Origin of the sequence: Dankookia rubra, from assembly GCF_004355005.1 — a bacterium.
In the GTDB taxonomy this organism is placed as follows: Bacteria; Pseudomonadota; Alphaproteobacteria; order Acetobacterales; family Acetobacteraceae; genus Paracraurococcus; species Paracraurococcus ruber_A.
This window is the reverse complement of record NZ_SMSJ01000054.1, coordinates 23,517-35,522: the sequence shown is the minus strand read 5'-3', so window position 1 is coordinate 35,522 and position 12,006 is coordinate 23,517. Positions and strand designations below refer to the sequence as shown.

At 72.0% G+C, this 12,006-nt stretch carries 11 protein-coding genes and 1 pseudogene; 6 read left to right on the top strand and 6 right to left on the bottom strand.

Going from position 1 to position 12,006, the window contains the following annotated elements; all coding sequences use genetic code 11:
- Positions 1-209 precede the first annotated feature (209 nt).
- Complete coding sequence (locus E2C06_RS25675) at positions 210-566, top strand: Lin0512 family protein (protein WP_133291439.1); 357 nt, start codon at positions 210-212, stop codon at positions 564-566.
- Positions 563-910, top strand: coding sequence for a Lin0512 family protein (locus tag E2C06_RS25670; protein ID WP_133291438.1), 348 nt, complete (start codon positions 563-565; stop codon positions 908-910). Before E2C06_RS25675 ends, E2C06_RS25670 begins: the two co-directional genes overlap by 4 nt.
- A 12-nt stretch (positions 911-922) precedes the next feature.
- Here E2C06_RS25670 and arsC read toward each other — a convergent pair whose 3' ends face one another.
- The 3 genes from arsC to E2C06_RS25655 form a co-directional block, all read right to left on the bottom strand.
- Positions 923-1,318, bottom strand: a complete 396-nt coding sequence (gene arsC, locus E2C06_RS25665) for an arsenate reductase (glutaredoxin) (protein WP_133291437.1) — start codon at positions 1,316-1,318, stop codon at positions 923-925.
- A gap of 51 nt (positions 1,319-1,369) precedes the next feature.
- Positions 1,370-2,332, bottom strand: coding sequence for a glycosyltransferase family A protein (locus E2C06_RS25660; protein WP_165982660.1), 963 nt, complete (start codon positions 2,330-2,332; stop codon positions 1,370-1,372).
- A 100-nt stretch (positions 2,333-2,432) separates the two neighbouring features.
- Positions 2,433-3,368 carry a glycosyltransferase family 2 protein gene (locus E2C06_RS25655; protein ID WP_165982659.1) on the bottom strand — a complete coding sequence of 312 codons (936 nt, stop codon included), beginning with the start codon at positions 3,366-3,368 and terminating at the stop codon, positions 2,433-2,435.
- A 275-nt stretch (positions 3,369-3,643) separates the two neighbouring features.
- On the opposite strand from E2C06_RS25655, the gene E2C06_RS25650 reads away from it, so the two are divergent.
- The 4 genes from E2C06_RS25650 to E2C06_RS25635 all read left to right on the top strand — a co-directional run bounded on the left by E2C06_RS25650 (position 3,644) and on the right by E2C06_RS25635 (position 8,331).
- Positions 3,644-4,852 carry a glycosyltransferase family 4 protein gene (locus E2C06_RS25650; protein ID WP_165982658.1) on the top strand — a complete coding sequence of 403 codons (1,209 nt, stop codon included), beginning with the start codon at positions 3,644-3,646 and terminating at the stop codon, positions 4,850-4,852.
- A 2-nt stretch (positions 4,853-4,854) separates the two neighbouring features.
- The gene (locus tag E2C06_RS25645; RefSeq protein WP_165982657.1) at positions 4,855-6,276 is read left to right on the top strand and encodes a lipopolysaccharide biosynthesis protein; all 1,422 of its coding nucleotides are present in this window, start codon (positions 4,855-4,857) and stop codon (positions 6,274-6,276) included.
- 390 nt (positions 6,277-6,666) lie between these two features.
- Complete coding sequence (locus tag E2C06_RS25640; RefSeq protein ID WP_133291432.1) at positions 6,667-7,596, top strand: NAD-dependent epimerase/dehydratase family protein; 930 nt, start codon at positions 6,667-6,669, stop codon at positions 7,594-7,596.
- A 99-nt stretch (positions 7,597-7,695) separates the two neighbouring features.
- A complete protein-coding gene (locus tag E2C06_RS25635; protein ID WP_133291431.1) occupies positions 7,696-8,331 on the top strand; it encodes a glutathione S-transferase N-terminal domain-containing protein in 636 nt (211 codons plus the stop codon).
- A gap of 258 nt (positions 8,332-8,589) precedes the next feature.
- Here the strand turns inward: E2C06_RS25635 and E2C06_RS40895 are convergent.
- The 3 genes and pseudogenes from E2C06_RS40895 to E2C06_RS25620 form a co-directional block, all read right to left on the bottom strand.
- Positions 8,590-8,712: pseudogene (locus tag E2C06_RS40895) on the bottom strand (matrixin family metalloprotease); the annotation flags it as partial.
- Positions 8,713-9,554: 842 nt separating this feature from the next.
- Positions 9,555-11,192: a GMC family oxidoreductase gene (locus tag E2C06_RS25625; protein ID WP_133291430.1), complete on the bottom strand. Its 1,638-nt coding sequence runs from the start codon at positions 11,190-11,192 to the stop codon at positions 9,555-9,557.
- Positions 11,193-11,220: 28 nt separating this feature from the next.
- Positions 11,221-11,997 (bottom strand): 2-keto-4-pentenoate hydratase, encoded by a 777-nt coding sequence (locus E2C06_RS25620; RefSeq protein ID WP_133291429.1) that lies wholly within the window; start codon positions 11,995-11,997, stop codon positions 11,221-11,223.
- Between the last annotated feature and the right edge of the window lie 9 nt (positions 11,998-12,006).

Genomic DNA, 12,006 nt, shown 5'->3' with positions numbered 1-12,006 from the left:
TGGCCGCCTGGGCGGCGCTGGACGCCGCGGCGCGCGAGGCCGTCGGCGCCGCGGCGCGCGCCACGATCGCCGCGCGCTTCGGCCGGGAGGCCGGGGTGGCGCGGCTGCTGGCGGTCTACCGCAGGGCCGGCGCCGCCCTCTAGCCTGGCCATGGACGCCGGCGCGGCGGCGCGGGACACTCCGCCGCACGACACGCCGGGAGGGGACGCATGGCCGAGGCGCGCATGGTGCTGCAGATCGGGATGGGCACCGATATCCGCGGGGGGGAGCCGACCAAGGCGGCGGTCCGGGCGCTGCGCGACGCGCTCTGGCACAACTCGCTGACCGTTACCCATGCGCTCGGCGTCGACGTCGACAGCATGCGGGTGAAGGTCACCATCGGCGTGCCGCACCCGGACAAGGTGGACAAGGCGCAGGTCCTCGCCGTCCTGCCGCACGGCACCGGCACGGTCGAGGTGGTCGAGGGCGGTCTCGAGATCCCGACCGAGGACGGCCGCGGCGTCACCCTGCTGGCCCAGGCGGCGGCCGAGGTCTTCCTCGACCTGCCCGCGAGGAACGCGGCATGAGCGGCAAGACCCTGCGGCGCGTCATCCTCGAGATGGGCAGCGGCAACGACCTGCATGGCGGCGACTATACCAAGGCGGCGCTGCGGGCGGTGCAGGACGCGCTGCACCACTCCTCGCTCTCCATGCTGCGGGCGCTGCAGGTGCCGCCCGCCGAGATGGTGGTCGAGGTGACGATCGGCGTGCAGCGGCCGGAGCAGGTCGATCTCGGCCGCGTCGCCGCCTCCCTGCCCTATGGCAAGGTGACGGCGAAGGCGGTGAAGGGCGGGCTCGATATCCCCGACCCCGCCAAGGACGACCCGGCGGTGGTCGCCAGCGCGGCGATCGTGGTCAGCCTGCCGCTGTAGCGGCGGCGCGCGTCACGCCGGGCGCCCGCCCGCGGCGTCCGCACGGCCCTGGCCGGCGGGCAGGATGTCCAGCACCACCTCGCTCGGTCGGCACAGCCGGGTGCCGCCGGGGGCGATGACGAAGGGGCGGTTGATCAGGATCGGATGCGCCAGCATCGCGTCCAGCAGCGCGTCGTCGGACAGGCCGGGATCGCCGAGGCCGAGTTCGGCATGGGGCGTCCCCTTTTCCCGCATCGCCTGCCGCACCGTCAGCCCGGCCGCGGCGATGGTCGCGGCCAGGGTCGCACGGTCGGGCGGCGTCTTCAGGTATTCGACGACCCGCGGCGCGATGCCGGCATCGCGGATCATGCCGAGGGTGGTGCGGGAGGTCCCGCAGGCCGGGTTGTGCCAGATGATGACGTCGCTCATGCCGAACCCCGCTTGGTCAGGCGGGCAGCATCGCCCAGGCCGGCCGCCGCGTCACGCCGGCTGGGACGGCCTGGGGCGGGACCGCCCGGGGATCGCCGCGCGCAGCACCGCCGCCGCCGCCGCCCGCGCCGCCCGGCGGTCCGGCGCCCGCAGCAGGGCCAGCATCTGCTTCCAGGCCGCCAGCCAGCCCTGCCCGGCCGCCGCCGCCGCCTCCGCCTCCGCCACCAGCAGCCGGGCGGTGCAGCGCTGCGCCGTGCCGGCATCCAGCGCCGCCGCCGCCGCATGGTGCCGCGCCGCGACCAGCCGCAGCGCCGCCGCCCGCGCAGCCGCATCCTGCGACAGGTTGCCCGGCCGGTGCATGAGGTAGTCCGCGCCGACCAGCGGCACGCAGCCGACCGGGGCGCGGGCGGCGAGCCGCAGCCAGAGATCCCAGTCCTCCGCCTGGCGCAGCGCCTCATCGAAGCCGCCGAGGTCGCGCAGCAATGCGGTGCGGACGACCACGGTCGAGGTGCCGACGACATTCTCGGCGAAGAGCTGGGCCAGCGCGTCGGGGCCCAGCACGAAGGGTTCCAGCCAGGCGCCGTGGCGGGCCCGGAAGCCCGGCCAGTAGCCGAAGCAGGTGCCGCGGTCCTCGCCCGCCTCGGTCACGTGGCGGTAGTCGGTGAAGGAGAAGCCGAGCTCGGGCCGCGCCGCATGCAGCGCCAGTTGGGCGGCCAGCTTGCCCGGTCGCCAGCGGTCGTCGGCATCAAGGAAGGCGACCAGCGGCGCGGCGGCCACCGCCAGCGCGGCGTTACGCGCCGCCGCCGCGCCGCGGCGCGGCCCGGCCAGCGGCACGATGCGCGGATCGGCGGCAGCCAGCCGCGCCAGGATCGCCGCGGTGCCGTCGGAGGAGCCGTCGTCGACCACCAGGATCTCGACCGGCGCCGCCATGCCGACCGATTCGATGGTGCCCTCCAGCCATGGCGCCGCGTTGCGGGCCGGGATCACCACGCTGCATTCGGGGCCCTGAGGCATCGCACGGTATCCTTCGGCTGCGGCGATCATGCCGCTATGCGCCGAAGAAACCTGAAAAGCGAATTGCAAGGCGCCGAAGCGGCTTCCGCGACCCATCGCATCACGCGGCGGATAGCGGCCGGGCGGTCAGGACCCCGCGGATGGCTTCCCGCATCACCCGGCGGCTGGGCGCGATGGCCAGGGCGCGCAGCCGCAGCAGCAGGGCGGAGCGCCGGCGCCCCGCCGCCTCGGCGGCCGCCACCAGCAACCCGGCCTCGCCGGCCCGGGCCAGGGCCGGGTTCAGCCGCGCCGCCGCCTGGCGGTGCTCGACGGCAATCGCCCGGATCGCGCGGGCCCGCTTGCCGGCCTGGCGGGACACCGCGCCCGGCCGGTGCATGAGGTAGTCGACCAGCACCGCCGGCATGCAGCCGACCGGCGCCCGCGCCGCGAGCCGCAGCCAGAGGTCCCAGTCCTCGGCCGAGCCCCATTCGGTGCGGAAGCCGCCGACCTCCCGCAGCAGGTCGGTGCGGGCGACGACCGTCGAGGTTCCGACCACGTTCTCGGCGAAGATCTGCGCCAGCGCGTCCTCGCCCAGCTCGAAGGCCGGGTTCCGCGGCGTCGGCGCGTGCCGCGCCGCGAAATGCGGCCAGTAGCCGAAGCAGCTGCCGCGATCCTCGCCCGCCGGGGTCACGTGGCGATAGTCGGTGAAGGAGAAGCCGAGCCGCGGATGCTGCCGGTGCAGCGCCAGCTGCCGCGCCAGCTTGCCCGGCCGCCAGCAGTCGTCGGCATCGAGGAAGGCAATCAGCGGCGCGCGGGCGGCGGCGACGCCCAGGTTGCGGGCGGCGGAAGGGCCGCGCCCCTCGCCCCGCAGCAGGCGGATGCGGCTGTCCCGCCGGGCCAGCGCGGCGGCGAGCGCCGCGGTGCCGTCGCGCGAGCCGTCGTCGACCAGCAGGATCTCCACCTCCGGATCCGGGCCGATCGAGGCGAGCGCGGCGCGCAGGAAGGCGGCCACGTCCCGCATGGGGATCACGACACTCACGCTGGCTCGGTCAGACATCACGCCACTTTCCCCGCATCGTCCCGCGTTCATCGCCCCAGGACCCGGGTGGCGGGGGAGCAATGTGCGTGCCGCGGCATCCCGTCGCCGGCGTCGCAGAATGCGAGACCGGCAACACCCTGGACATAGGGATGCGGAATAGGGGGAATCGCCCGCAGGTTGCGTCGGCGCCGGTGCGGATTGCATGGCATGGGCGCTGCACATCCTCCGGCAGGCCGCCAGCCACCTCCCTGAAGCCTGCCAGCTTTCGGACCGCCAGAGGAAACCGCCCGCCCATGCCCGATGGTGCCGCCTTCAACACCGCTCCGCCCATCGCCACCCTGCACGTGCTGGCGGCCTTCCCGGTGCTGTCGGAGACCTTCATCAGCAACGAGATCCGCGCGCTGCGGGCCCGCGGCCACCGCGTGGTCCCGCTGGCCATCGCGCCCTATGACGGCCCCTGCCAGCCGGAGGACGAGGCCTTCCGGGCGGAGACCGTGGCGCTCGGCGACCAGCCTCGGCTGCCGGCGATGCTCGGCGCGCTGGCCCATCCCGCCGGCCTGGCCCGCGCGCTGGCCTTCTGCCGGGCGCAGCGGGCGCTGTCCCTCCCCTCCCTGCTGCTGGCCGGCGCCCGCGCCGCCCTCGTCGCGCGCCGCGCGGGGGTGCGGCACGTCCATGCGCATTACGCCCATGGCGCCGCGGCCATCGGCATCGTCGCCGCCCGGCTGTCGGGCCTGACCTGCAGCTTCATCTCGCACGGCTACGACCTTTATGGCTCGCCCACCGACATCCCGGCGAAGCTGGCCGCGGCGGATGCGGTGGTCGCCACCTGCGAGGACATGAAGGCCGACTTCCTGGCGATGCGGCCGGGCACCCCGGTGCATGTCATCCCCTGCGGCGTCGACCCCGCCCGCTTCCGCCGCCCCGCCACGCCGCCGCCGAGCAACGGGCGGATCCTGGCGATCGGCCGGCTGGCCGAGCAGAAGGGCTACCCCGTGCTGATCGAGGCCCTGGCCCTGCTGCCCGAGGCCGAGCGGCCGGTGGTCGAGGCGGTCGGCGCCGGCCCGCTGCTGGCCGAACTCCAGGCCCTGGCCGCCGCCCGCGGCGTCGCCGGCCAGATGCGCTTCCTCGGGCCCCGCCCCTCCACCTGGATCGCCGAGCACGGCCCGGCCTATGCCGGCTTCGTCGCGCCCTACGTGATCTGCGCCAATGGCGACCGCGACACCAGCCCGGTCTCGGTCAAGGAGGCGATGGGGATGGAGTTGCCGGTCCTGGCCAGCACCGTCACCGGCAACAAGGAGATGGTGACGCCGGAGACCGGCCGGCTGGTCGAGCCCGCCGATGCCGCCGCCCTGGCCGAGGGGCTGCGCTGGCTGGCCGGGCTGGCGCCGGAGGAGCGCCGGCGGCTCGGCGCCGCCGGGCGGCAGCGGCTGCTCGACCGCTTCACGCTCGACCGGCAGGCGGAATGCCTGGGCGCGGTCTTCGCCGGTTGCCGGGACGCTTGAGCATGCTCCGCGCCCGCTGGGCGGCCCTGCCGGAGGGGCTGCGCGCCACCTTGCTCTATGCCGGCGCCACCGGCTGGACCAAGGGGATCGGCTTGCTGCTGCTGCCGCTGATCACCGGCCTGCTGCCGGCCGCCGAATTCGGCCGGCTGGAACTGCTCTCCGCCGCCGCCGAGATCGCCGCGGTGCTGGCCGGGGCCGGGCTGGTGGACACGCTCTACCGCTTCGCCAGCCTGCCCGGCGCGGAAGGCAGGCTCGGCGCCGCGCGGGTCACCGGCCTTGCCATCGTCGTCACGCTGATCGGCCTCGTCGGCGCCGTCGCCGCGGCGCCGCTCGGCGCCCGGCTGCCGCTGCCGGCGCTGCCGGTCGAGGTCACCCTGCTCGGCATCTCGGTGGCGCTCGAGGCCGCGATCGGCGTGCCGCTGGCCTGGCTGCGGATGCAGAACCGCGCCGGCGCCTATGCCTTCGTCGTCATCCTGCGGGGGACGCTGCACACGGTGCTGCTCGGCCTGCTGCTCTGGCAGGGCTTCGGCATCGCCGGGATGCTGGGGGCGGGCGCCGCGGCCTCGCTGCTCGCGGCCCTGGTGCTGCTGGCCGGCCAGGCGCGGGATACCGGCATCCGCATGCAGCCGGCGGCCTGGCGGCCGCTGCTGGCCTATGGCGTGCCGCTGATCGGCAGCGGCCTCGCCTCCTTCGCGCTCGGTACCGCCGACCGCTGGTTCCTGGCGGGCTCCGTGCCGGCCGAGGCGCTCGGGCACTACGCGCTGGCCTCGAAGCTGGCGCTCGCCATGGCCTTCCTCATGCAGCCCTTCGAGTTGTGGTGGTACCCGCGCCGGCTCGGCGTCTGGGCCGGGGCGGACGGGCCGCTGCACTCGGCCCGGCTGGCCGGCACCGGCGCGGCGGTGACGCTGCTGGCGGCCGCGGTGGCGACGCTGGCCGGGCCGGTGCTGATCCGGCTGGCGACGCCGGTGGCCTACCACGCCGCAGCCACGATGGTGCCCTTCGTCGTCGTCGCGCTGGTGCTGCAGAGCTTCGGCAGCCTGTTCAACATCGGCGCCTATATCGGGCGTACCGGGCGGCTGCCCTTCCTGGTCAATTCGCTGGCCGGGGCCGTTGCCGTCTCCGCCTATGCGCTGCTGATCCCGCGTTTCGGCGTGCCCGGCGCGATCGCCGCGACGGTGCTGGCGCAGGGCGTGCGGCTGGTGGTCTTCGCCATCCTGTCGCAGCGCCGCGCGCGGGCCGACTACCCGCACGGCCCCATCGCCCTGCTGGCCCTGGCGGCCGGGGCGGCGGCGGCGATCCCGCAACTCCTGCCACCCGTGCCGGCCGCCCTGGCGGCGGCGCCGGCCTTCCTGGTCCTCGGCCTGCTCGCCATCCGGCTCGACCTGCTGCCGGCGCCGCGGCTGCCGCGCCGTGTTGCGGCATGATCCGGCGACTCGCCGTCGATGTGCGCTGGCGCACAGCGCGCGCGACGGCGGGCGGCCATAAACGTCGTGCGAGGCGAAGATCCCCTCCGCCTCCTTTCTGGCATTTCAGTCGTCCGCCTGTCCTGTCCCGAGATGATCGGGGCGGTTGGGCGGCCCTAGAGACCGGAGCACATTTTCCGCCACGGCCGGGCCCTGCCCCGGGCGTGGCGGTCGCCTTTTCGCGGCCCCGGCTGTCACCGACGCCGGCCGGCCCGCCCCCGCCCCGCCGCATCGCAGGCCGCGAGCCGCGGCGCGGCGCCCGGGTTCGTCCCGCGAATTCTCCCTGCAAACTGCGACGACGGGCTGGCCCGCAGCTCGCATTTGGCCTTTCATCCCAGGCGGAGCGCATCCATGTCCCTTTATGTCCTGACCGGCGGCGCCGGCTTCATCGGATCCCACCTTGCCGATTCGCTGCTCGCCGGCGGGCACCAGGTGCGGGTGGTCGACGACCTGTCGACCGGGCATCGCCGCAACCTAGACCCGCGGGTCGAGCTGCTGGTCGGCGACATCGCCGATCCGGCGCTGGTCGGCCGGGCGCTGCAGGGCGCCGCCGGCGTCTTCCACCTGGCGGCGATCGCCAGCGTGGCGCGCTCGAACGAGGACTGGAGCGGCACGCACCGCGTCAACCAGACCGGCAGCATCACCGTGCTGGACGCCGCCCGGCAGCAGGGCCGCATCCCGGTGGTCTATGCCTCGTCGGCCGCCATCTACGGCGACCAGGGCGAGAGCCCGATCGACGAGGCCGCGAGCCCCGCTCCCAATACCGCCTATGGCGCGGACAAGCTGGGCTCCGAGCTGCATGCCCGGGTCGCCTTCCACGTCCACCGCGTGCCGACCATGGGCTTCCGCTTCTTCAACGTCTTCGGCCCGCGGCAGGACCCGGCCTCGCCCTATTCGGGCGTGATCTCGATCTTCGCCGCGCGGATCGCCGCCGGCCAGCCGCTGACCCTGCACGGCGACGGGCTGCAGACCCGCGACTTCGTCTATGTCGAGGATGTGGTGCGGCACCTCCGGGCGGGGATGGAGGTGCTGCACGCGGCGCCGCAGGCGACCGTCCTCAACGTCTGCACCGGGCGGGCGACCAGCGTGCTGGAACTGGCGCAGGCCTTGGCACGGATCGACGGGCGGCCGCTGGCGATGAGCTTCGGCCCGTCCCGTGCCGGGGATATCCGCGCCTCTCTCGGCAATCCCGCCGCCGCCTCGGCGGTGCTCGGGGTGCGCGCGACCACCGGCCTGGAGACGGGCCTGGCCGCGACGGTCCGGTCGATGGCGGCGGCCTAGGGCAGCGAGACCAGGGGAAGATCGCCCGCGAACCCCCTGCTGTGTTTCCGGCTTGAGACTCGGCAAAATGCCGCCTTCGTCCTACCGGGGAACACCGCCATGCTGCGACTGATCAGCGCGACGCCCAGTCCTTACGCGCGCAAGGTGCGGATCGCGCTGGCCGAGAAGCGCATCCCCTTCGAGCTGGCGACCGAAGTGCCCTGGGACAGCACCACCGCGACGCCGCGACACAACCCGCTGGAGAAGCTGCCGGTCCTGATCTTCGAGGACGGCAGCAGCGTCTACGAAAGCCGCTACATCCTGGAAGTGATCGAGGCCCGGTGGCCCGAGCCGCCGATGGTGCCGGCGGATCCCTGGGAGCGCCTGGCCGCCCGCAAGGTCGAGGTGATCACCGACGGCATCTGCGACGCATTGGTCCTGCTGTTCTGGGAAGGCCACCGCGCGCCGGAGCATCAGAGCGCCGAATGGATCGCCCGGCAGCGCCGCAAGGTCGATGGCGGGCTGCGCGCGCTGGCCGAGACCGCGGGCGACCGCGAACGGGTGGTCGGCAACCAGTTCGGCCTGGCCGACATCGCCACCGGCACCGTGCTGCGCTACCTCGACGTGCGTTTCCCCGAGCACCCCTGGCGCAGCGAGTACCCGAACCTGGTCGGGCTCTCGGCGCGGCTCGAGGCACGGCCGAGCTTCGCCGCGACCGTGCCGGTGCCGCAGGTGATCAGCGACAAGGTGGTGTGATGGCTGCCCCAACTGGTCAGGGCGCTGCCGGCCCGCCTGACCGGATGCAGGCTCCGTCCGTCCTGCAATGCCTTGCGCCAATGCCTTCCAGTTGCTGTCGCCGCCGATGCCCGCGGAGCCCAGGACCTGGGATCCGTTCATCAGCCACTCGACCACGGCGCCGGAGGCGTGCTGCCAGAGGATGTCGGACCGGCCGTCGCCGTTGAAGTCGTTGGCAACGGAAGGGAGGTCCGTCAGCCGCGGAGCGCCGTACAGAGCGGTGATACCTGCGACATCGCTTGCTGACAGATCTCCGTTGGTCACGCCTGCTGATGGGTAAATAACCGCGAAAGGATCCGACGAATGACCCAACCCAAGGGCATGCCAGATTTCATGGAGCATGACCTGGAAAAAAGGCAGTCGCATACCCATGTTAGAACACTACGCTTCAAGGATCGAAACTGAGAGCTGCCTCCAGCGGATCCTCAACTCTGACCATTACGCCGTTCGTGAAAGTTTTATTGGCGTATCCATGTGTTGTTAGTCCGATTTGGTTTGATGATGGTGTATTCACATATTCAAACCCGATAAGGATATTGGCACTGTTATTTGAGATGGTAGAATCGGGCATCTCGATGAAATTTATACTCGAACCGCTCGACCACTCCGCGAAAGCACTCCTCACTCACGACATTTCCGAGGGGTCGCTTACCGCGGTGGAAAAAGCATTGCCGCTTTCGATCTGGAAATTGGACATTCCGCAACTCCGAGTGATGTTGTTTGATGCCCACCTGGGACCTTCATAAGCGGCCACAGATCTATCCCCAGGGTCGAATTGCTCATTGATGTATATTCATACTATTCGATTGGCATGACAAATAAATGAGGATGTAACGTCAGACCTCCCGGCAATCCTCTGCAATCGAGGGCAGGCCAATCAGTCTTGCCGCCGGTTGGGCGAAGACAAATGCGCCACGTCAAATGTCCCAGGCGTGAGGATGTGGAAGCTGGATGGACCTGACGGGGGCTTAGGCCGACTATGTTCACCCCGCGATGCCATGGCACCTTCGCCTGCGTGAATGCGTCGGGAAATCACCGATGCCGCAACCGTCCTGCGGACCGAGCACGACTGCTGATCGATCGGCCACCGACGCATCGCAGCGCCTGCCGGTGGTGGTCGAACAGCCCAAGGGCAAAGCGCAGCACCTTCCATTCGCACCGCGTGCCTCATGCGCAGCGGGACGTCAGGCGGCCTCCGCCACCATCTCCCGCCCGCGGATGAAGTCGGCCGCCTTCTCCGCGATCATCAGCGTCGTCGCATAGGTATTGGCACTCGGCATGCCCGGCATGATCGAGGCATCGACGACGCGAAGCCCCTGCATGCCATGCACCAGCAGCCGGTCGCCGACCACGGCGCTCGGGTCGGTCTCGGGCCCCATCCGCGCGGTGCCGATCAGGTGGTATGTCGTGCTGCCGTTGCGCTTGGCGAAGTCCAGCAGCTCGTCGTCGGTCTGCACCTCGGGGCCGGGCAGCGTCTCGGCATCGACGTAGCGGCCGAGCTCGGGCGTGCCGAGCATCCGCCGCAGCAGCCGCATGCCGCCGAGATGGACGCGGATGTCCATCGGGTCCGAGAGGTAGTTCGGGTTGATCTCCGGGTCGTCGAAGACGTTGGTGCTGCGGGCGCGCACCCAGCCCGTGCTCTCCGGCCGGTGCTGCCAGGCGCCGGCGGTCACCCCGGGAATCTCGTCCAGCACGTAGACCTTGCCCTCGGCATAGGAGCCGGGGGTGAAGACGCATTGCAGGTCGGGTTCGTCCAGCCCCTCGAAGCTCTTCCAGAAGACATGTACGTGGGAGGGCGCGGTCGCCAGGATGCTCGGCTTGCCCATCGCCCAGCGGGCGATCTGCCCGCCGAGCTTGAGGCCGCGCGCCAGCTCGTTCAGCGTCTCGACCCCGGGCTTCGCGCGCATGACGAAGCGGGAGGCATAGTGGTCGCGGAAATTCGACCCGACGCCGCGCAGTTCATGCACGACGGGCACGCCGAGCGCACCGAGCAGGTCGGCCGGCCCGACGCCCGAGACCTGCAGCAGCCGCGCGGTGTTCACCGTGCCGGAGGAGAGGATCACCTCCCGCCCTGCGCGGATCTCCTTCGCCGGGGCGCCGGGCGCCGCGACATATCGAATGCCGACGGCGCGCTTGCCTTCGAAGAGGATGCGGCTGGCCCGCGCGTTGGTCCGCACCTCGAGGTTCGGCCGCGACAGCGCCGGCTTGAGGAAGGCGACCGCGGCCGAGACCCGCCGCCCCTTGCGGATCGCCCGCTGGAAATAGCCGACGCCCGCCTGGTTGCCGCTGTTGTAGTCGACGCAGCGCGGAATCCCGATGCCCTGGCAGCCCTTGATGAAGGCCTCGGACAGCGGGTGGATCCAATCCATGTCGGTGATCGGGATGCCGTCCTCGTTCCGGCCGCGGCTGTCGCCGCCGACGCCGATGCGGTTCTCGGACCGGCGGTAGTAGGGCAGGCAATCCGCATAGCCCCAGCCGCGGTTGCCGCGCTGCGCCCAGTTGTCGAGGTCGGCCGGCTGTCCCCGGTTGTAGATCATCCCGTTGACCGAGGAGGATCCGCCGAGCGTCCGCCCCTGCACCGTGCTGATCCGCCTGCCCCCGGTCATCTCCAGCGGCTCGGTCTTGAACTGCCAGGTGACGCCGGGATCGGCCAGAGTCTTGATGAAGCCGGCCGGGATGTGGATGAAGGGGTTGCGGTCGGGCGGCCCGGCCTCCAGCACGCAGACCGTGACATTGGGATCGGCGCTGAGGCGGTTGGCCAGCACCGAGCCGGCGGCGCCGGAGCCGACGATGACGTAGTCGAAGGTATCGGCGTCGCTCATGCCGCGGTGCTTCCCCTGAATTCGGCGCTCATTCTACGAAGCGGGCGGAGACCGTGCCAAGCCGGCCGAAATCGACCGCAACCTCGTCACCCGGCAGGATCGCCAGCGGCGTCGCGCAGGTGCCGGTCGTCACGAACTGCCCGGCCCGCAGCGTGGTGCCGAGCCGCGTCATCTCGTTCACCATCCATGTGAGCGCGACCCGCGGATCGCCCAGCACATTGGCGCCGATGCCCTCCCGCTCGTACCGCGCGCCGACCTTCGCCAGGCAGCCCGCGGCCGCCAGGTCCAGCCCGCGCCAATCCTCGGCGGCCCGGCCCAGCACGTGCAGCAGCGCGCAGGCATTGTCGGCGATCAGCTGCGGTCCGCCCGCGGCGGTGAAATCGGCGAAGCGGCTGTCCGGCACCTCGATGCCGATGCGGAGCTCGGCGACCGCGTCCATCACCTCGGCCAGGGCGTACTCGCCCTCGCGCGGCGCCAGGTCACGCCCCAGGGTGAAGGCGAATTCCGGCTCCGCCACACGCATGGCATTGCCGCGCAGCGAGACCTCGGCGCCGTCCGGCAGGACCATTCCCGCCGCATAGCGGCCGACCAGCGGGCCATCGACGTTGATGTGCCGCTGTCCCGCGACATTGGTCGCGGCGATCTTCCAGCCGACGATCTCCCCGGGCACCAGGCGCGCCTGGATTGCATAGCCCTCCGCGCGGGTTGCCGGCCGCAACATCTCGGGCAGCGACGGCATGCGGCTCCGAACCTGCCAATGGGCGTGGAGCATGGCGGCCGCCTCGGCCGCGGCGTGGTCCGGCATGTGTCTTTT